We start from the raw sequence: 18,716 nt of genomic DNA on the forward strand, positions 1-18,716 counted from the left end.
GGAACCGCGGGTGGCCCCGGCCACAGGCTGAACCGCACCGAGAAGACGTGCGTGAGTCGATGTGAGCGACAGCGAAGGCGGGTATGCCCGTCGTACGCTGGCCGCGCTTCGGTCTACTCGTGGGGGTGTCGGTGTTCAGGGAAGTCAACGGCCTGCCGCTTCACGTCCTGGTCATTCACGCCGTCGTGGTGCTGGTGCCGCTGCTGGCGCTGCTCTCTGTCGCCTACGGGGTGCTGCCCCGGTGGCGGTCCCGGCTCGACTGGGCGGTGGCGGGCCTCGCCGTGGTGACCCCGATCGCCACCTTCGTGGCGAAGGAGTCCGGCGAGGCGTTCGAGGAGGCCCAGCGGCAGCGGGGCCTCGGTGGCGAGTTCCTCCGGAAGATCGAGGAGCACTCCGAGTACGGCGACACCCTGTTCTGGTTCACCATCGGGCTGGCGGTGGCGGCGCTGCTGCTTCTGCTGGTCACCAGCGGCCTGGCCCGAGTACGCGGCCTGCCCCGCTGGCTGGCCCCGGTGCTGACCGGGATGGTGGTCGTCCTCGCGGTGTTCGCGCTGGTGTACGTCTTCCTGGCCGGTGACAGCGGCGCCCAGGTCGTCTGGGGTGGAACGCTCTGACCCTCGGTCAGAAGATCACTCGCGAGCAGAGCAGGCAGGTCAGGAGCACCAGCACCACCCCGGCGACCGCCCCGATGCCGTAGGTGAGCCGCTGGGACTCCTGCTCTGCCTGGTCGATGGCGGTCATGTTCTGTGGCGGCAGCTGCCGAGGTGGGGCGGGCCGCACGTGCACGGGCGGTCGCCAGCCGGGCGGCGGCGGAGTGGTCGGCGGTGGGCCGGAGTATCCGCCGGCCGGAGTACCGCTTCCGGCCCCGCCACTTCCTGCCCCGCCACCACCGGCCCCGCTGCCACCGGGCCAGCCGCCACCGGCCGGCCAGTTGCCATCGGCGGACCGTGGCTGCCCGTCCGCGCCTGGGTCGGGGCGTGCCCACGGGTTGTCCGCCTGGCTCGCGCCCGACCAGGGACTGTGTGACTGCCCCGCGTCGGGCCGGGGGTCGCCGGGCGGGCCGAGACTGGTCGCCGACTCGCCGGGCCGGTCGGCAGGGGCCGCCGGCCTGCCAGGGCGGCCACCGCCGAGCCCGCCGTCCGGCTGGTCCGGTGTCGGGCGTCGCCAGAACTCGTCCTCGGGGCTGCCACCGCTCGGCGTCGTCACGCCGTCCGACGCTACCAACGCCCCAGCCGATCGGCCCGCCGGACGCGACGCCCAACCCGCCCCGCACCGGACCACCCCCACTCACCCCACCCGCCCTTGCCTGGTTGATCAAGGAGTTTGCATCCGAGTTGATCTCCTTGCAGACGCAAACTCCTTGATCACCGCGGGTGGTGGGGGGAGGAGGGGAGGGGGGTGGGGTGGGTGGGGGTGCCGGAGGGGGTGGGGGCGTTTGTGGCGCCGGTATCCTTGCCGGTCGTGAGCGATCCCGGCATGCGTGGCGCGCGCGGCGACGAAGACCGCGTGGTCGACCTCAACGACGACTTCGTGGTGCTGCCCGAGCAGACCACCGACGACACGGACCGCGGCTGGGGTGAGCGGTCCGGCGGCAACGACGAGTGGCTGTTGGCCGAGCGCCCTCCGCACTGGGACTGACGCATCGGCCTGGTCGGCTGCCACCCCCGTCCGCTGCGACCGCAGCAGCGTTCCTCGGCTTGCGGGGCGAGGGCGGTCACGCCGACCACCGCCGCAAGGCGCCGATCACCACGGCAGGGCGGTCACGCCGACAACCACCGCACGGCGGTCACGCCGATCACCACGGCAGGGCGGTCATGCGCCGACCACCAGTGGTGCCGCAACGCGGGTCAGCCGCGTACCACCACCGCGAAGCGGCTGCCCTCGGGCACCCCGACCGTCCGTTGCGCCTGCTCGGGCCGGAGCGCCAGGTAGAGCGCGGAGGACCCGTCGACCGCCCCGGCGCCCACCACGTCGAGGACCAACGCCCGCGAGGCGAGCAGCGTCGCCTCCCCGGCCGCCCCGCCGGCCGGCGCGACCAGCAGGTCCACCCGGGCACCAGGGCGGAGCACCGCGAGGGCGGCCGGCTCGGCCAGCCGGACGGGCACCCCGACCGCTCCGCTGGGCAGCGGCAGTGCGTTGCTCGGGCGGCCGTCGGCCGGCGGTGAGGAGGTCGCGGCCGGGGCGGGCTGGACCGGGGCCGCGCCGGGTGGCGGGCAACCGGCAGAGGGCTGCAGCACCGCGGCGGCCAGGCCGAGCAGCGCCGCGACCAGCGCCGCCCGGAGCAGGGTCCCGCCCCGGGGCAGGCCGCGCCATCGCACCGGCCGTAGTGATCCCTCGCCCGCCACCACCCGCGTCCCTCCCCGCCCGCCGACCCCATGGACCAAGTCAGGCTACGAAAGCGCAGCGCCCCGCCCCCCGCCGAAGCCACCACCCTGTGGAAAACCCACCCGCCTGTGGACAACCCCCAAACCCCGCCCCCCTCTGCTAGCGCGCCCCGCCCCCGAAAAGGTGAGCAGCCTCTTTCACGGAAAAGTGGCCATCCTGGCGGAAATGGCCACTTTTTCCGTGAAAATGTGCGGATCTTGGGCGGGTGGCCCGAAGGGGGATCAGGAGGAGGTGGGGGTGGGGGAGGTGGTGGTGGCGGGGGTTTTGGTGGCGGAGGCGGTGGACGGGCTGGTGCTCGACCCGTTCGACGAAGTGCTCGACGACGACTCGGACTTGGCCGGCTTGGTCGTGGTGCTCGTCGCGCTGTCCGACCCCTTCGGGCGCGAGTCGGTGCGGTAGAAGCCGGAGCCCTTGAACACCACGCCGACCGAGTTGAAGACCTTGCGCAGCCGTCCCTCACACGCGGGGCACTCGGTCAGCGGCTCGTCGCTGAAGGACTGCACCGCCTCGAGCTGGTGGCCGCACGCGGTGCAGGCGTACTGGTACGTAGGCACGTTCTCCTCCGGATCTGGCACGGCCGGTTGGCACTCGACGTATTCGAGTGCCAATGGTGCGTCATGGCACCCGGGTTCGTCCAGCGGAAGCGTTCGGTTCCACACCGGGCACCACCGGTAGCGTACGTAGCCGGCCGGCGGGGGTGATCACGGCGCGTACCGGCCGGTCGTGCGGCTGGGCCGGGACCGCGTCGACCAGTTCCCCGTCGTGCAGCAGGGCCACCGTCAGGGCCGCGGCGGGCACCCGGGCCAGCGCCCGGTCGTACGAGCCGCCGCCCCGGCCCAGCCGCCGCCCCCGGTGGTCCACCGCCAGGGCCGGGACGATCACCAGCTCGGCCGTGGCCACGGCGGAGCGGCCCAGGCGGGGCCCGGTCGGTTCGCGCAGCCCCCGCCCGGCCGCCCGTAGCGACGCCGCGCCGGCGTAAGCGGCCCAGTCCAGGTCCAGATCGTCGCGGAGCACCGGCAGCAGCAGCTCCGCCTCCGGCGGGAGCGCCGACCGCAGCACCTCCGGCAGTTCGCCGCCGCCCGGCTCCGAGCCGACCGGCACGTACCCGGTCATCCGGGCCGGGCGGAGTCGGCGTACCAGGGAGACCAGCTCGGCCTGGACGCGCGCCGCCGCCTCCGCCCGCCGGGCGGCGGACAGCGACCGCCGGTGGGCGAGCAACGTCACTCGCAGGTCGCGCTTTGCCTCATGTGCGACATCCGCTCCATCAGAAAATTCCGGCACGCAACACTCCTGACGCAACGCTTGCCTCCTGGTCGCTCTGTGTCAGCATCGCAACAAGGGGCGCGGAACTTCCGGGGGGAAGCTTGACGCTACGCGGGCGGTTGACGGCGGCCTTCCTCGCGGTGGTGCTCGGCCCGGTACTGCTCGGCGCGTTCTTCGTCGGATCCATGATGTCGGCCGTCGACCGCAGCCGCTCCACCGAACGGCTGGGCCTGGCCGCCGCCGCGGTGCGTACCTCGGTGGACGCCCTCTGCCAGCAACTGCGCGGGGCGGCCGACGCGGTCGCGCTGGTCACCGACCCGGCCGCGCGGCCCCGCGCGGCGGACCAGGTGGTGGGGCGCGGGTTGGCCGCCGCCGTGTGGATCACCGACGACGCCGGCCGGACCAGCTACGCCACCCAGGGTGGGCCGGGCGGGCCCTGGCAGGACTGCGCCGGTGAGCCGCCGGTCGCCGGCCCGGTCCGCGCGCTCGCCGTCCGGGTCCAGCTTCGCGACGCCGCCGGCGCCGACCTGGGCGCGGTCGCCGCCGCGCAGCCGGTCGACCCGGCCTTCGTCGCGCGGCTCGCCGCAGTGGCCGGCGTCGCGGTCACCCTCCTCGACGATCCCTCCGGCGGCGACCGGGTCACCCACACCACCGAGACCCAGGAGGTACGCGAGGCGGTGCTGGCCGCTGCCCGCACCCTCGACGGAAACCAGGTCACCGAGACCACCGAGGGCCGGTACGTCCGCCGGCTCGGCCCGTCCCCGGGGCAGCCGCTGCCGCTGGTCCTCTCGGTGCCCGGCGAGCGTCCACCCGGGCTGTACGCGGCCCTGGCCGGCGCGGTGGTGCTGGCCGCGGCGCTGGCCGTGCTGGCCGCCGGACGGCTGGCCAGGGTCACCACCCGTCCCCTGATGGAGTTGGCCGGCGCGGTGGACCGGGTGGCGCACGGCGACCTGACCGCCCGGGTGCCGGTCCGCAGTCGGGACGAGATCGGCCGGCTGGCCCGGGCATTCAACCGGATGACCCGGGAGACCAGCAGCTACGTGGCCGCCCTGACCAGCAGCCGGGACCAGTTGCGCGGTCACCTGGCGGTGCTCGGCGACACCCTGGCCAGCACCCATGACCTGCAACGCATCCTGCGGGTGATCCTGCACAGCGCGATCGCCGCGACCGGTGCGCGGGCCGGCGCGGTGCTGCTGCTCGACGGCGACGGCGTCCTCGTCGGCCGATGCGTCGAGGGGCTGGACGGCCGCTGGGCCACCGCCGACCGGTCCGATCCGGCGACGCTGCGGGTGCCGGTCGGCACCGGGGTGGTCGGCATGGTGGCCGCCACCGGCGAGCCGCTGCGCGGCCGGTGGGAGCCGGCCGACGCCCCGACCGGGGAACCGAGCTGCGAGACGTACATCGCGGTGCCGTTCGCCGCGCCCGGGGCGTCGGAGCTGGGCGGGCGCGGCGGCCCCGACCGGCCCGGCCACCCGCCGGCCGGAGGCCCCGATCCGGCCGGCGCTCCCGACCCGGCGGAGGCCGCTCCGACGCCGCGGCGGGACCTGGAGTCGTCCGCCCCGGCCGGCTCGGGCGCGCTCGGCGTGCTGGTCCTCTACGACCGGCTCGGCGCGGACGAGTTCGACGACGACGACCTGTTCACGCTGCGGACCTTCGCCGGGCACGCGGCGGTGGCGGTGGAGAACGTCCGGGTGCACGAGGAGGCACAGCGGCTCTCCCTGACCGATCCGCTGACCGGGCTGTGGAACTACCGCTACCTGCGCGAGTCGATCCGGCGGGAGGTGGAGCGGGCGAACCGGTTCGGCCGGATGCTCAGCGTCCTCGCCCTCGACCTGGACCGGTTCAAGGAGGTCAACGACACCTGGGGGCACGCCGCCGGGGACGCCGTGCTCGTCGAGTTCGCCCGCCGGGTACGCGGCGAGATCCGCGAGGTGGACCTGGCGTTCCGGCACGGTGGCGAGGAGTTCGTGGTGCTGCTGCCGGAGACCGACGCCCGGGGCGCGGCCATCGTCGCCGAGCGGCTCGGTGCGGTGGTCCGGGATCATCCGGTGCCGGTGGACGGGCACGGCGAGGCGCTTCGGGTGCCGGTGACCGTTTCCATCGGCATCGCCGTCTACCCCGACCACGCCGCCACCGGTCAGCAGGTGCTCGACGCCGCCGACGACGCCCTCTACGCGGCCAAGTCCGCAGGTCGGGACGGTTACCAGCTGGCCCAGGCGCCCGATCCGGCAGCCACCCGGGAGATCCCGGTGGTGGTCGCCGCGGTCAGCCCACCCGACGGAGTGCCCAGGGCCGGCACGGTGGACCCCGCCGGCACGGGGCAGGGCGGCGCGTCTTCCGGTCCTCAGCCGCCGCGGCAGAGCCGTGGCCGATAGTCTCGCGACATGTCGGAGCACTCAGCGAACCCCTCAGCGGCCGCCGCGTCCGGTCGTTCCCGCGCGGTCAAGGCTGTCATCCCGGCCGCCGGCCTGGCCACCCGATTTCTGCCGGCCACCAAGGCGGTCCCGAAGGAGCTGTTGCCGGTCGTCGACCGGCCGGTGCTGCAGTACATCGTCGAGGAGGCCACCCAGGCTGGCATCACCGACGTGCTGCTGATCACCGGGCGCGGCAAGACCTCGATGGTGGACCACTTCGACCGCCGCCCCGATCTGGAGGCGCGGTTGGAGAAGAAGCCCGAGCTGCTGGAGGCGGTACGCCGACCGAGCGAGCTGGCCGAGATCTACACCTGCCGGCAGCCCGAGCAGCTCGGCCTCGGCCACGCCGTCGGGTACGCCGAGTCGCACGTCGGCGACCAGCCCTTCGCGGTGCTGCTCGGCGACGAGTTCGTCAAGCCGTCCGAGCCGCTGCTGCCGGCGATGCTGGAGCTGCAGGCCCGCACCGGCGGTGTCGTGCTGGCGTTCTTCGAGGTCGACCCGGCCGACACCAAGCGGTACGGCATCGCCTCGGTCGAGCCGGCCGAGCCGGAGTTCAACGACGTCGCCGACGTCGTCAGGGTCACCGGCATGGTGGAGAAGCCGAATCCGGAGGACGCCCCGAGCAACCTGGCCGTCCTCGGCCGGTACGTGCTGCCCGGGCGGATCTTCGACGCGATCCGGCGGACCGAGCCGGGCAGCGGCGGGGAGATCCAGCTGACCGACGCGATGGAGCTGCTGCGCACCGAGGGGGTGCCGGTGCACGCGATCGTCTACCGGGGCACCCGCTACGACACCGGCATGCCGCTCGGCTACCTGCAGACCGTCGTCCAGATCGCCGTCGAGCGCGAGGACCTGGGCGCCGAGTTCCGCAAGTGGCTGGCCGAGTTCGTCAACCAGGGCGACGAGACGGTCACCTCGGCGGTCCTGCGCGGGGTACGCGACGCGTCGGGCGGTTCCAGTACATGACCGCGACGGCCGACGCCGAGGCGGCCGCGAACGAGTTGACGCCGCTCGCCGACTACCTGGGCAGTGTGCTGCGCAGGTTACGCGCGCTGCCTCCGCTCGACCTCGACCTCACCCAGGCGTACGGCAACGTCCTCGCCGAGGACGTCGTCGCGCCGCACTCGTACCCCGCCTTCGACCAGGCGGCGGTGGACGGGTACGCCGCGCGCTGGGAGGACATCTCCGGAGGGAGCCGGATTCCGGCTCCCTCCGGCACGTCCGGTGGCCGCGTCACCCGGCTGAACGTGGTCGGCGACCTGGGCGCGGTGAGCTGGCGGCCGGTCCGGCTCACCCCCGGCTCCTGCTTCTCGGTGGCGGCCGGGGCGCCCCTGCCCATCGCCGCCGACGTGGTGGTCCCGGTGGAGTGGACCGACCAGGGCATGGCCGTGGTGGAGATCTTCCGCACCCCCAAGCGCGGGTACGGCGTTCGCCGCGCCGGTGAGGAGCTGCCCGCCGGCACCCTGCTCGCCCGTGCCGGCGCGTACGTCTCACCGGCCCTGGTCGCGGTCTTCGCCGCCACCGGCATCGGGCACGTGGTGGTGCGGCCCAGCCCGCGGGTGGTCATCGTGGCCACCGGCGACGAACTGGTCGACGTCGGCCGGGGCAGCCAGCCCGGCCAGGTGGTGGACACCAACTCGCACGCGTTGACCGCCGCCGCGGCCGAGGCGGGCGCGCTCGCGTACCGGGTGGGGATCTGCGACGACGACCCGGAGGCGCTGCGCGGCCTGCTGGAGGACCAGACGCTGCGGGCCGACCTGATCATCACCACCGGCGGCACCGGCACCGGGCCCGGCGACATGGTCCGCCGGATCCTGTCCCGCCGGGACGGCGGCCGGGCCGGGCCGGTGGCCTTCACAGAGGTCGCCCTCTATCCCGGAACGGCCCTCGGATTCGGTACGGTCGGCGCCGAGGAGGTGCCGGTGGTCTGTCTACCCGGTGAGCCCGGCGCGGCACTGATCGGCTTCGAGGTGCTGGCCCGCCCGGCCATCCAACTGCTGGCCGGGGCCGAGCCGGTGTTCCGGCCCGGCGTCCGGGCGCATCTGCTGGAGACGGTCTCGTCCCCCGCCGGGCTGCGCGAGTTCCGCCCCGCGCACGTGGCCGAGCGGCGCGGCGGCGGGTACACGGTCCAGCCGCTCGCCGGCGGGCCGTTCACCCTCTCCGGCCTGGCCGAGGCGAACGGCCTGCTGGTCCTCGGCGAGCGGGTCACCACCGCCGCCGCAGGGTCCACGGTGGACGTGCTCCTGCTGGACCGGCGCAGGTGAGCGTGAGCGTGCCGGCGAGCCCCGCGGTCGCGTGCGGAGGGTCGACCCGGTGAGCCTGTTCCGACGGCCGCCCGGCTGGCCGGTGGTGCTGGTGGACGGTCCGGTGGTGCTCCGGCCGTACCGGCGCTCCGATGCCGCCGCCTGGTCGGAGATCCGGCGCGCGAACCGGGCCTGGCTGGCCCCCTGGGAGTCCCACCTGCCCGGCAGCTGGGACGAGCTGAACTCGCCGGCCGCGTACCGTTTCGTCCACGCCGACCAGCGCCGCTCGGCGCGTACCGGCGACGGGATGCCGTTCGCCGTCTGCCTGCGCGAGGACGGGCGGGAGCGGCTGGTCGGCCACGTCAACCTGGGCAGCATCGTCCGCCGGGCGTTCTGCTCCGGGTACGTCGGCTACTGGGTGGACGCCCGGGTGGCCGGTCGCGGCGTGATTCCCACCGCGGTCGCGCTGGCCGTGGACCACGCGTTCGGCCCCGGCGGGCTGCACCGGATCGAGGTGAACATCCGGCCGGAGAACAAGCCGTCCCGGCGGGTGGTGGAGAAGCTGGGCTTCCGCGAGGAGGCGTACCACGCCCGCTACATGCACATCGACGGTGCCTGGCGGGACCACATCGGATACGCGATGACCAGCGAGGAAGTGTCCGCCGAGGGCGGGCTGCTGGCCCGCTGGCACCGCGTACGTGACAGCCGCGGGTGAAGCGTCCCACCCACCACGCCCGGCGCGGCGTACCCGTCAACCCGGTCGGCGGCCCGTAACCTCAAGTAACTGCAAGCTGCGGCAAGCGCTGCACGACCGCATGATCTGCGCCGTAAACGGCGAATGACGGAACATGTTGCGGCCGGACGGCGCGAGCCCGAATTTTGGTGACGGGAGGGGTGAGGGTGCCGACCTCGGTGCTCCTCGCCGTCCTCGCCGCCGCCGGCCTGCTCGCCCTCGCGCCGGCGCTGGTTCGCCGGTACGACGCCACCGAGCGGCTGGTGGCGGAGCGGGCGCAGTCGACGGCGCGGGTGCTCCAGCGCCACCGTCGGCGTCGTACCGTGCCGGGACGGCGACCGGTCCGGCCACCCCGTTCCCTTGTCATCACCCTGAGTGAGAATGCCGACACGAACGGTCTGGCCCCACCGGTCTCCGCGCCGCCCGCCGCCCGCCGGTCCGGCCGGCTCCGGTCGGTGCCGCCGGCCCCGGCCAGGTCCCGTCGACGGCACCCGCCGAAGCGCCGCCACCACACCCCGGCGATCTACCGCCGGCGCCGGGTGCTGGCCGCGCTACTGCTGCTCAACTTCGTCGAGCTGATCGGCGTGGTGCTGGTCGGCCCCGGGTTCTGGATCAGCGTCTCGGTGACCGGCACCCTGCTCGTGGCGTACGTCGTACACCTGCGGAAGCTGGCGCTGGCCGACCGCCGGCGGCGGCGCGCGGAGGCCCGGGAGGCGGCCTGGTTGGCCGCCCGCCAGGCCGAGGTGCGCCGCGAACAGGCGAGGCGCGCGGCGGCCCGCCGGGAGGCCCAGCGACGGCTGGCCGCCCAGCGCGAGGCGGTCCGGCGTACGGCGATGGGACTGGACCTCCCCGCCGACCTGCCCCGGGCGGCGAGTGGCGGCTCGGTCTCCTACCGCCGGGCGGGTGGCCTCCGCGGCCGCGCCTACGAGGCCGGCCGCGGCTCGAACAGCGCCTGAAAAAATCTTGAAGGCGCGCTGTCGAATCCGGCCGAGGCCGTTCGACGGGATGATGAGGGCCGGCACAGGGCCGGCCGCTACTGACCCACAGGGAGCGCACCATGGCCAAGATCGTGTCGAACTTCTTCATCTCGCTGGACGGCGTCGTGGAGCGGCCCGACCAGTGGCACTTCCCCTACTTCGACGACGAGATGGGCGCCGCCGTCGGCCGCGGAATGGAGGCGACCACGGCGTTCCTGATGGGGCGCCACCTGTACCAGGAGTGGGCGGAGTACTGGCCGAACCACAGCGGGGGCGAGGACGCCGGCTTCGCGACCTTCATCAACTCGGTGCCGAAGTACGTGCTGTCCAACACCCTCAACGAGGCGACCTGGCAGAACTCGACCCTGCTGTCGGGCGACTCGGCGCAGGTCGCCGCGCGGCTGCGGGAGGTCAAGGAGCAGACCGACGGGGAGATCGCGATGTCGGGCAGCGCCACCACGGTCCGGTGGCTGCTCGCCAACGGGCTGCTGGACGAGCTGCGGCTGCTGGTCCACCCGATCGCCGTCGGGCACGGCCAGCGCCTCTTCGAGGAGACCCCCACGTACCCCCTGCGCCTGGTCAACCACGAAACCTTCAAAACCGGCGTCCTCAACCTGACGTACGCCCCCGAGGCCGCCTGATTGTCGAGATCTTGGTAGGTTTGGGCCCCTGTGTGGGCCTATTCCTACCAAGATCTCCCCGCCCGATGGGGTGATTCGTGTGGGGGGTGCTGGATCTGTTAGCCTTGGCGCCGGCCCGCCCGGTGCAAGCCGGGTGGGACCGACGCTGGTACGCCAGCGGAGGGGCTGTGGCGCAGACTGGTAGCGCACCTCGTTCGCATCGAGGGGGTCAGGGGTTCAAATCCCCTCAGCTCCACCCAGTTCAAGGCCGTTTCCGCCAGTCGGAAACGGTCTTTTGTTTGCGTCAGTTACTCCGGCAGTTGTGTCGGGTGCGCGGTGAGATAGATCAGCCCCTGCTCCTCGTGGACCGTGCAACCCACTTCGTAGCGATCATCAGCACCAACGACGAAAACGAGGGTGACCCGGTCCGGTGCGAGATCCCCAGCGGCTCCACCTGACACTCCTCGAATCGGTCTAGACCCGCGACGGTACGGGTGACCAACCGGCGAGAGCAAGGCCGGGGGAAACACGCCGACGGCGATCAGCGCTGAGCCGGCGGACGCGCCAGCGATCATGCTGGGGCCCGTGCTGCTAGCTGCCGTGAAGGGCGGCCCCGCCAGCCAGCCACAGCAGGGGAGACGCGACCGCGCCGACCACCATGCCGATCCCCACTGGGGCAGGACGCGAACCGTGTGGCGCGAGGAGGAGCCCGACGAGCACGAGGACAAAGACGGGCACCGCGCTGGTGTAGATGAAGAACATGGACCATACGTGCAGATCGTCGCCGCGCCGAGGGAACATGCCGGCAATCGCGATGAACAGCGTGTGGAGTCCGCCGCCGATGGCCGTCCCCGTCAGCAGCAAAAGCCAGTAGCCCCTTGATCGACTCCGCGTGCGGTATGTGGCGGTGTCGGGTGGTGCCGGAGACCACCGTTTACGCGACATGGAGTGGATCATTCCAGGTCCAGCGGTCTGGGCCGAGGCCACCGCAGGTCCCGGCAAGTGGGGTCAGGCGGTGAAGTCGTCCCGTGCGTCCCGGGCGTCCTCCTGGACGTGCTCGCCGGCCTGCTTGCCCTGGGTCTCATCCCGCTGCGCCACCCGGTCCGCTTCCGACCGCTCGTTCTGGGCCATGTTGCCCATTCGCGCCCGGGCCGCGCCGGCCACCCGCTCGACCTTGTCCCTCGCCCGCTCGGTGGAGCTCATGTCGACTCCCTGTCGTTGTGGCGAACCGGGGCGCTGTGCGCCCCTCTCAGCCCTGCGTCCCCGTTCGTCCGTGGGCGGAAACCCCCGGTCGGCTACTGATCTGGCACCCGCACGATTCTGAATCCCCCGCGTCCAGCCAGTCGGACCACCGCGGGTCGGTGCTGTCCGGCCGGTTGAGTGCCGCCGCGGACCAGGCGAAACGGCCGTCTTCCTTGACGGGCTACCTGGGCCGCCCGGCGATCGCGTAAAGGTCGCGGGCGGGGCCGGTGAGTTGCCGGCCGGCCGGCCAGGCCGCGCGGAGCCGGCGGTGCAGGTTGAGGCCGGTGACGGGTACGGCGGCCAGGGTGCCGGCCGCGAGTTCGGTGCTGACCGCCAGCGAGCTGAGTACGGCGGGACCACTGCCCGCCGCGACGGCGTGCTTGATGGCCGTGGTCGAGGAGAGTTCGAGCAGCGGGGCGGCGAGCACGTCGATGTCGTGTTCGCGTAGGGCGGCCTCCAGGACGCGGCGGGTGCCGGAGCCGGCCTCCCGGGACACCAGTGGCGTGGCGGCGAGTTCGGCCGGGGCGATGCCGCGCCGGCGACGCGCCCACGGGTGGGCGGGGGCGACGACGACGGTGAGGCGGTCCGCGGCGATGGTGTCGGCGTCCAGGCCGGGCGGCAGGTCGGGGCCCTCGACGAAGCCGAGGTCGGCGTTGCCGGCGAGGAGCCGGGCGGTCACCTCCGCGGAGTTGACGGCCTGCAGTGTGACGGCCAGGTCCGGGTGCCGGGCGCGCAGCGCCACCAGCCACGCCGGGAGCAGGTACTCGGCGACGGTCTGGCTGGCGGCGACGGTGAGCCGGCTCTCGTGCGAGATGCGCAGGGTCTGGACGGCGGCGGCGAGCGAGTCGGCGGCCTCGACCACGCCCCGGGCCCAGTCGGCGACCAGCGCTCCGGTGGGGGTGAGGACGGTGCCGCGCGGGGTGCGGTGCAGCAGGGTGAGGCCGAGGCGGCGTTCCAGGTGGCGGAGCCGGGCGCTGGCGGCCGGCTGGGAGACCCGGTGTTCCGCCGCGGCCTGCCCGATGCTGCCGAGGCGGGCGACGGAGAGCAGCAGGTCGAGGCTGGTCAGGTCGGTCACCTGCGGCGGCAGAGGCATAAGGGCAGGTTATGACTCCGTCCAGGATCGCCGCCTACCGGTCCGCTCCGGGTGGCCCGACAGTTGGCCCATGAACAGCCTGCACAACCCGCCGCCGCTGGCTACCCGTCGCCCCGGTGCCGCCCCACGCCCCGCGCCGCTGTCGGCACTGGCGCGTCCGAGCGACGTGTTCGGATACCTGGGGCCGAACTGGTTCGCCTCGGTGATGGGCACCGGCATCGTGGCCACCGCCGCCGCCGGCCTGCCCGTACAACTGCCGGGGTTGCGGTTCGTCGCGACCCTGCTCTGGGGCGCGGCGGCGCTGCTGCTGGCGGCGCTCGTCGCCGCGTGGGCGGTGCACCTGCGCCGGCACCGGGACACCGCGTTCGGGTACGCGGCCGACCCGGTGATGGCGCAGTTCTGGGGTGCGCCACCGATGGCGTTGATGACCGTCGGCGGCGGCGCGCTGCTGCTGGGCGCTGGATGGATCGGCGAGCCCGCTGCCGTGGCGGTCGACCTCGTGCTGTGGGGCGCCGGGACCGGGCTGGGTCTGCTGACCGCGGTGGCAATCCCGTACCTGATGATGACCCGGCATCGGATCGGGGCGGACGCGGCGTTCGGCGGCTGGCTGATGCCGGTGGTGCCGCCGATGGTGTCGGCCGCCAACGGGGCGCTGCTCGTGCCGCACCTGCCGCCCGGGCAGGCCCGGCTCGACCTGGTGATCGCCTGCTACGCGATGTTCGGCGTCAGCCTGGTCGCCACCGTGATCATCCTGCCGCAGCTCTGGGGACGGCTGGTCACCCACCGGATCGGCGCGGCACGGATGGTCCCCACGCTGTGGATCGTGCTGGGGCCGCTGGGTCAGTCGATCACCGCCGCGCACCTGCTCGGCCGGGCCGCCGACGGCGTGCTGCCCGAACCTTACGCGGCCGGTGCGCAGATGTTCGCCCTGCTCTACGGCGTACCGGCGATGGGTTTCGCCCTGCTCTGGCTGGCCCTGGCGGCCGCGATCACCGTGCGCACAGCGCGCGCCGGGCTGCCTTTCTCGCTCACCTGGTGGAGCTTCACCTTCCCGGTCGGCACCCTGGTCACCGGCGTCACCGGCCTGGCCGTCCGATCCGGCTCGGCCATGCTGACCGCCCTCGCCGTGCTGCTGTACGGGCTGCTGGTCGCCGCCTGGGCGACGGTCGCGACCCGCACCGTGCGGGGTGCCTGGCACGGGCGCCTCTTCCTCCCACCGGCCGTGGCGACAGCCCCGAAATCCTGACCATCGCCACCCCACGGCGAGACCCGGGCGGAGCGGGCGGGGTGCGTCGGGTCGACCTGACGGCTGCCTGGATCTGCGGTCACTTGTCGCAGCCGATCCCGTCCCCGTCGCGGTCCAGGTCGTAGATGTCAATGCCGATGACCCGCACGGGACCCTGAACGTAGGCCGGGCCGTTGCCGCTGCCGCCCGCGCAGTCCACGTCGCTGGCGATGGGTACGCAGGCGCCGCTGTAGTTGGGGTCGCACTTGCGCGTCGCCGGCTTGGTCGTGCGCGGGGCGCTGGTGGTGCGCTTCGGTGTCGGCTTGGGGGTGCTCCGCGTCGGCTTCGGCGCCGGGCTGGGCTTGCTGGTCGTGGTCGTCGGACTCGGCGATCCGCTCGTCGGCGCCGCGCTCGGCGGCTCACTCGACGGTACGGGGCCGTCCTGGGCGACGGACGGCTCGGCCAGCGCCCGGGCCGCTGCTGCCGACTCCTTGGCGTCGGGCTTGTCGCCGCGTGAGCTGCCGATGGCGGCGAGGCCACCACCGCAGCAGCAGAGCAGGGCGAGCCCGAGGACACCCCCGGCGATCTTCTGCCCGCGGGTGACGGGTCGCTTCGGGCCCTTGCCGGCAGCGCCGTTGGTCCCGACCGGAACGGTTGCCCATCCGTGTACCTCGTTCCGGTCGGCAACCGGGACCTGCGTCGTCGGGTACGGCGACACCGGTCCGGACTGGCCGGTCGGCGGCTGCCACCGTGGCGGTGGCGGTGGCGGGGGAGGCGGCACCGGCTGCCAGGGGTCCGGTGGGGGTTGGTACGTCACCCGTACCAGTGTGCTTGCGGGCTCAACAATTGACAGAGGCAATCGGCCACTATGTGTATGGACACTTCGATGCCCGGTGATGCCCGGATTGTCAGCCGAGGTGACCGACTGTCGGAGTCCCGGTCGGGCGGGCGGGCCGAACCATCGACCCGGCGACAGTCGCCGCTCGCCCGAGCCGTCGACCATGGAGTTGTGGCACCGCGCGAAGCGGATTCATCCGGCGGACCGGACGCCACAACTCCATGATCGACGCAAGGGCGCCTACCAGGCCGCGTTGATCACGTACGGGGCCGGGCTCGGGACGGTGTTCCACTCGGCCACGCTCGGCGGGATCTGCTCCCAGCGGGTCTCGCCGACCTCGCACTGCTGGACGGTCGGGAACCACAGCACCTCGGGCGCCTTCCGGTCGATCCGGAAACCCAGGCCGAAGAGCTGGACGTCATGGTCGGGCAGCGGTCCGCCGACCCACGCCACCTCGACCACCTGGCCGTAGCCCTGGCCCTGACCGTGCGCCCGCGTGACCTCGACGGTCCAACCCGGTACCGGGTCCGGGTCGACGAGGTGCAGGCCCTCGGGAATCCGCACCCGGACGGCTGTCGTCGGGGAGCCGTCACACCCGTGCCCGACCCGGAACGCGGTGTGGAAGAACTTCGTGTCGGCCGTGTTGGGGGTGGTAACCACGTGCGCGCTGGCCGGCACCGCCGCAACCCCAACCGCCACGGCGGCTGCGGCCAGCACGACGCCGGCACGTCGCATCAGTTTGATCACTCGTCTCCTCCAGACGCTCTGGATGCGCGTGGCCGCCAGCCGGTCGGCTCCCAGCCCGGCACCGGGACTCAGAATCGTGAGGGTCTGAGGCCGTGTCTTCGCTCAGATTGCTGTGTTCGCCGGGCATGGCGGTGAGCGATCACCAGCGCGATGGGGCGCCCGCTCCGCCCGTGGCCGCGAACCTTCCCGGTCCGCCTTGACCAGCACGAACGAGCCTCGCCAGGATGCCGCCACGGCCGCGGTCGGCGGTGCTGGCCACCCCCAGAAGCAGTCCGCACGCACCGCGATGCCACCGGGTCGGCGGATAGGGGTGGCGAGCGGAACGCCAACCGCCAGGACGCCAGGGGTAGCCAGAACGGATGGGAAGGGGGATCTCTCCGCCGCCGGTGTGATTCCCGGAGGCCGTCCACGGTGTACGTACCGTAGGGACGTAACGCCACAGCGTCGGGTAGCGCTGTTGGGGCGTCACAGGGCTGGCCGCGTCCATTGACGACGGCCGACGAACCCCTGTCCACTTGCGAGAGGAAGTGCCGATGACGCCTGGTGTGAGGGCGTCGGGCCCAGGACCGGACGATCACGCGCCGGTGACCCCCGACTGGAACTGCGGTTCCTGTGGCGACGAGTGGCCCTGCGCCACCAAACGCGGCCGGTTGTTGGAGGAGTACCAGGTGGACCGGGCCGCGTTGAGCATCTATCTGGGTTCATGCCTCGCCGCGGCCACCCAGGATTTGCGCAGCGCGCCGGTACTGTCGCTGCAGGCTCGCTTCATCGGCTGGCTGCCGCGCAGCGGGCGTACCTTCTGAGAGTCTGCTCCGGTGGCCGCCACGTCAGCGGGCGCGACGGCCACCGGAGATCTACTCAGAGGCGGCGTCGCCGGGTGAGCGCGAAACCGACCACACCCGCCACCGCGGCGAGCACGCCGCCGGCGGTGGTCCAGACCCAGCGCGAGCCGGCCTCCGGAAGCCAGCCGGTGAGGCTCATCTTCTCCTCGGCGACCGGTTCCGGCGTCGGTTCGGCGGTGAGCACCGTGCCGGCCCGGGTGTTCGGCACCAGCGGTGCTTCGAGCTTCCCGTCGTCACCGGATGCGCCGCCCTCGCCATCCACACCGACCAGCAGGTCCACGTCCATCGGCAGGCCAAGGTCGGGCTCGGGCAGGTCGGTCACCGCGAGCCGGACGTAGTAGGTGCCGGGCAGCGGGTCACCGGACCACGGCTCGGCCCACGGCCGGACCCGGCGCAGCGTGCAGCCGAGGGTGACGCTGGTCGCCGCCGCGTCGGCGGTCGGGGTCTGCGCCCCGGCCGTGCAGGCCTGCCGGCGGCGCAGCCCGTCGAACACGTCGACGGCCCAGGTGGACTTGCCGGTGCGGCCCTTCGGGAAGGAGATTGTGGCGGTGATCTGGTGGGTCTGCCCGGCCTCGGCCCGGAACGACCAGTAGAGGTGGTCGCCCGTCGACGCGCCTACCTGGACGGGCTGTCCGGGGGTGATGGCGGTGGCGGTCAGGAACGAGGTGCCGGACTTGGTGACCGTGGTGGCGCCCGGGGAGGGCGTCGGGTCCGCCGAGGCGGCGGTGGCCGGGGCGAGGGTCAGCCCGGTGGCGGCCAGTGCCGCCGCGGACCGGATCAGCGTACGCATCCTCAGTTCTCCCTCCAGGTGGCGACCCACCAGCGGGTGAGCAGCCCGGCGACCAGTCCGGTGACCAGCCCGGCCAGGGTGAGCAGAAGCAGCAGGGCCCAGCCACGGCCGAGGTCCGGCCCGTCCGGGGCGGGGGAGGCGGCGACCACGTCGACGGTCAACTCGACGGGCATGCCCGGGGTGGCCTCGGTGCCGGCGCGGGGGGCGAACGAGTTGCTGACCACCAGGCACACCGTCTGTGCGGTCACGGTCATCGTGTCGCTCGGGGACGGGCTGGGGGTGTCCTCCTCGGCCGCCGACCAGCGCAGGCCGGCGGAGACCACGTCGGTCCGTCCGCTGCCGGCGTCGACCCCGCGGACCAGTTCGCGCCCGTCCGACGCGGTGGCCCGCAGCAGTACGCCGTAGTCGGGGTTGACCGGCCGGTCCAGCGCCACGCTGACCGAGGCGCGCAGCTCCTGGCCGGGCCGCACCGGCACCCGGTACCAGCGGTGCTCGGAGAACGCCTCCCGGTCGGTGTAGACGCCGGGGCCGAGCAGCGGCGCCTTGTCGCACTCGGCCGACCCGCCGACCACGGTCGGGGCGGCGGTGTACGTGTCCCGGGCCCGGTCCACGAGCTGCTTGATCCGGCCGGTCAGCTCGTCGGCGCTCTGCGCGGCCGTGTACGTGCCGCCGGTCGCTCCGGCGATGCAGAGCAACTGCCGGCGTACCTTCTCGTCGGGGGCGAGGCCCAGGGTGTCGACGACCAGCTTGGTGCCCTGGGCGGCCAGCTCGCGGGCCACCTCGCAGGGGTCGGGCGGCGCGCAGGTGTCCTCGCCGTCGGTGATCAGCACGATCCGGCGGGCGGTGCTGCCGGTGCCGAGGTCCTGCGCGGCGGAGCGGAGCGCCAGTCCGACCGGGGTGAAGCCGGTCGGGCGGAGCCCGGCCACGGCCGCCTTGGCCTGCGCCCGGTCCACTGGGCCGACCGGCACGATCTGCTGGGTGTCCAGGCAGCCCTGCTTCTTGTCCTTGCCCGTGTAGGTGGCCCCGAGCACTCGGATGCCGAGTTGGGTCTCGTCCGGCAGTGCGTCCACGACCTCGTTGAACGCCTGCTGAGCGACGGAGATCCGGCTGCGTCCGTCGATGTCGCGGGCCCGCATGGAGCCGCTGACGTCGAGGACCAGTTCGATCTTTGGCGGCTCGGCGGGGGTCTCGGTGGGGTCGTCGTCGGCCCTGGCGGGCGTCGGACCGATCAGCGCGGTCGTCGTCAGCAGTCCGATGAGGACCGCTGCCGATCTTCTCTTGTTGATCACCGGGCGAAGTGTAGT

General features: G+C 73.4%; 21 protein-coding genes and 1 tRNA gene. 11 read left to right on the forward strand and 11 right to left on the reverse strand.

What is annotated here, in order from left to right:
* Nucleotides 1–131 precede the first annotated feature (131 nt).
* Nucleotides 132–614 carry a DUF2231 domain-containing protein gene (locus ACIRG9_RS30065; protein WP_402863370.1) on the forward strand — a complete coding sequence of 161 codons (483 nt, stop codon included), beginning with the start codon at nt 132–134 and terminating at the stop codon, nt 612–614.
* Between the two features lie 7 nt (nt 615–621).
* Here the strand turns inward: ACIRG9_RS30065 and ACIRG9_RS30070 are convergent, their stop codons facing one another.
* The gene (locus tag ACIRG9_RS30070) at nt 622–1,206 is read right to left on the reverse strand and encodes a hypothetical protein (RefSeq protein WP_402863373.1); all 585 of its coding nucleotides are present in this window, start codon (nt 1,204–1,206) and stop codon (nt 622–624) included.
* Between the two features lie 255 nt (nt 1,207–1,461).
* Here ACIRG9_RS30070 and ACIRG9_RS30075 point away from each other — a divergent pair, with 255 nt between their 5' ends.
* Nucleotides 1,462–1,638, forward strand: coding sequence for a hypothetical protein (locus ACIRG9_RS30075; RefSeq protein ID WP_402863446.1), 177 nt, complete (start codon nt 1,462–1,464; stop codon nt 1,636–1,638).
* 209 nt (nt 1,639–1,847) lie between these two features.
* Here ACIRG9_RS30075 and ACIRG9_RS30080 read toward each other — a convergent pair whose 3' ends face one another.
* The 3 genes from ACIRG9_RS30080 to ACIRG9_RS30090 form a co-directional block, all read right to left on the reverse strand.
* A complete protein-coding gene (locus ACIRG9_RS30080; protein ID WP_402863376.1) occupies nt 1,848–2,318 on the reverse strand; it encodes a flagellar biosynthesis protein FlgA in 471 nt (156 codons plus the stop codon).
* Nucleotides 2,319–2,606: 288 nt separating this feature from the next.
* A complete protein-coding gene (locus ACIRG9_RS30085) occupies nt 2,607–2,939 on the reverse strand; it encodes an FmdB family zinc ribbon protein (RefSeq protein ID WP_402863379.1) in 333 nt (110 codons plus the stop codon).
* Between the two features lie 61 nt (nt 2,940–3,000).
* Nucleotides 3,001–3,666: a 5-formyltetrahydrofolate cyclo-ligase gene (locus ACIRG9_RS30090; protein ID WP_402863382.1), complete on the reverse strand. Its 666-nt coding sequence runs from the start codon at nt 3,664–3,666 to the stop codon at nt 3,001–3,003.
* An 83-nt stretch (nt 3,667–3,749) separates the two neighbouring features.
* Here ACIRG9_RS30090 and ACIRG9_RS30095 point away from each other — a divergent pair, with 83 nt between their 5' ends.
* From ACIRG9_RS30095 to ACIRG9_RS30125, 7 genes are all read left to right on the forward strand, one after another.
* Nucleotides 3,750–6,023: a diguanylate cyclase gene (locus ACIRG9_RS30095; RefSeq protein WP_402863385.1), complete on the forward strand. Its 2,274-nt coding sequence runs from the start codon at nt 3,750–3,752 to the stop codon at nt 6,021–6,023.
* Nucleotides 6,024–6,032: 9 nt separating this feature from the next.
* On the forward strand, nt 6,033–7,028 hold the full coding sequence (locus ACIRG9_RS30100) for a UTP--glucose-1-phosphate uridylyltransferase (RefSeq protein WP_402863388.1): 996 nt from the start codon (nt 6,033–6,035) through the stop codon (nt 7,026–7,028).
* Nucleotides 7,025–8,326 carry a gephyrin-like molybdotransferase Glp gene (gene glp / locus ACIRG9_RS30105; RefSeq protein ID WP_402863391.1) on the forward strand — a complete coding sequence of 434 codons (1,302 nt, stop codon included), beginning with the start codon at nt 7,025–7,027 and terminating at the stop codon, nt 8,324–8,326. Before ACIRG9_RS30100 ends, glp begins: the two co-directional genes overlap by 4 nt.
* Before the next feature lie 49 nt (nt 8,327–8,375).
* The gene (locus tag ACIRG9_RS30110; RefSeq protein ID WP_402863394.1) at nt 8,376–9,020 is read left to right on the forward strand and encodes a GNAT family N-acetyltransferase; all 645 of its coding nucleotides are present in this window, start codon (nt 8,376–8,378) and stop codon (nt 9,018–9,020) included.
* A gap of 179 nt (nt 9,021–9,199) precedes the next feature.
* Entirely contained in the window at nt 9,200–9,994 is a 795-nt protein-coding gene (locus ACIRG9_RS30115; RefSeq protein WP_402863397.1) for a hypothetical protein, read from the forward strand.
* Nucleotides 9,995–10,095: 101 nt separating this feature from the next.
* Nucleotides 10,096–10,656: a dihydrofolate reductase family protein gene (locus tag ACIRG9_RS30120; protein ID WP_402863400.1), complete on the forward strand. Its 561-nt coding sequence runs from the start codon at nt 10,096–10,098 to the stop codon at nt 10,654–10,656.
* A 161-nt stretch (nt 10,657–10,817) separates the two neighbouring features.
* A tRNA-Ala gene (locus ACIRG9_RS30125) sits at nt 10,818–10,891 on the forward strand.
* Nucleotides 10,892–11,226: 335 nt separating this feature from the next.
* Here the strand turns inward: ACIRG9_RS30125 and ACIRG9_RS30130 are convergent.
* From ACIRG9_RS30130 to ACIRG9_RS30140, 3 genes are all read right to left on the reverse strand, one after another.
* The gene (locus ACIRG9_RS30130; RefSeq protein ID WP_402863403.1) at nt 11,227–11,499 is read right to left on the reverse strand and encodes a hypothetical protein; all 273 of its coding nucleotides are present in this window, start codon (nt 11,497–11,499) and stop codon (nt 11,227–11,229) included.
* 144 nt (nt 11,500–11,643) lie between these two features.
* A complete protein-coding gene (locus tag ACIRG9_RS30135) occupies nt 11,644–11,838 on the reverse strand; it encodes a general stress protein CsbD (protein ID WP_402863406.1) in 195 nt (64 codons plus the stop codon).
* 220 nt (nt 11,839–12,058) lie between these two features.
* Complete coding sequence (locus ACIRG9_RS30140) at nt 12,059–12,970, reverse strand: LysR family transcriptional regulator (protein WP_402863409.1); 912 nt, start codon at nt 12,968–12,970, stop codon at nt 12,059–12,061.
* Between the two features lie 70 nt (nt 12,971–13,040).
* Here ACIRG9_RS30140 and ACIRG9_RS30145 point away from each other — a divergent pair, with 70 nt between their 5' ends.
* Nucleotides 13,041–14,216, forward strand: coding sequence for a TDT family transporter (locus ACIRG9_RS30145; protein ID WP_402863412.1), 1,176 nt, complete (start codon nt 13,041–13,043; stop codon nt 14,214–14,216).
* Nucleotides 14,217–14,295: 79 nt separating this feature from the next.
* Here ACIRG9_RS30145 and ACIRG9_RS30150 read toward each other — a convergent pair whose 3' ends face one another.
* Entirely contained in the window at nt 14,296–15,012 is a 717-nt protein-coding gene (locus ACIRG9_RS30150) for a hypothetical protein (RefSeq protein ID WP_402863415.1), read from the reverse strand.
* 261 nt (nt 15,013–15,273) lie between these two features.
* Nucleotides 15,274–15,780, reverse strand: coding sequence for a YcnI family protein (locus ACIRG9_RS30155; RefSeq protein ID WP_402863418.1), 507 nt, complete (start codon nt 15,778–15,780; stop codon nt 15,274–15,276).
* A 533-nt stretch (nt 15,781–16,313) separates the two neighbouring features.
* Here ACIRG9_RS30155 and ACIRG9_RS30160 point away from each other — a divergent pair.
* Nucleotides 16,314–16,583, forward strand: coding sequence for a hypothetical protein (locus ACIRG9_RS30160; RefSeq protein ID WP_402863421.1), 270 nt, complete (start codon nt 16,314–16,316; stop codon nt 16,581–16,583).
* 55 nt (nt 16,584–16,638) lie between these two features.
* Here the strand turns inward: ACIRG9_RS30160 and ACIRG9_RS30165 are convergent, their stop codons facing one another.
* Together ACIRG9_RS30165 and ACIRG9_RS30170 are read right to left on the reverse strand one after the other, a co-directional pair.
* Nucleotides 16,639–17,412: a peptidase gene (locus ACIRG9_RS30165; protein ID WP_402863424.1), complete on the reverse strand. Its 774-nt coding sequence runs from the start codon at nt 17,410–17,412 to the stop codon at nt 16,639–16,641.
* 2 nt (nt 17,413–17,414) lie between these two features.
* Nucleotides 17,415–18,701 carry a VWA domain-containing protein gene (locus ACIRG9_RS30170; RefSeq protein WP_402863427.1) on the reverse strand — a complete coding sequence of 429 codons (1,287 nt, stop codon included), beginning with the start codon at nt 18,699–18,701 and terminating at the stop codon, nt 17,415–17,417.
* Nucleotides 18,702–18,716: the final 15 nt, after the last annotated feature.

Origin of the sequence: Micromonospora sp. NPDC093277, from assembly GCF_044765245.1 — a bacterium.
Classification (GTDB): domain Bacteria; phylum Actinomycetota; class Actinomycetes; order Mycobacteriales; family Micromonosporaceae; genus Micromonospora.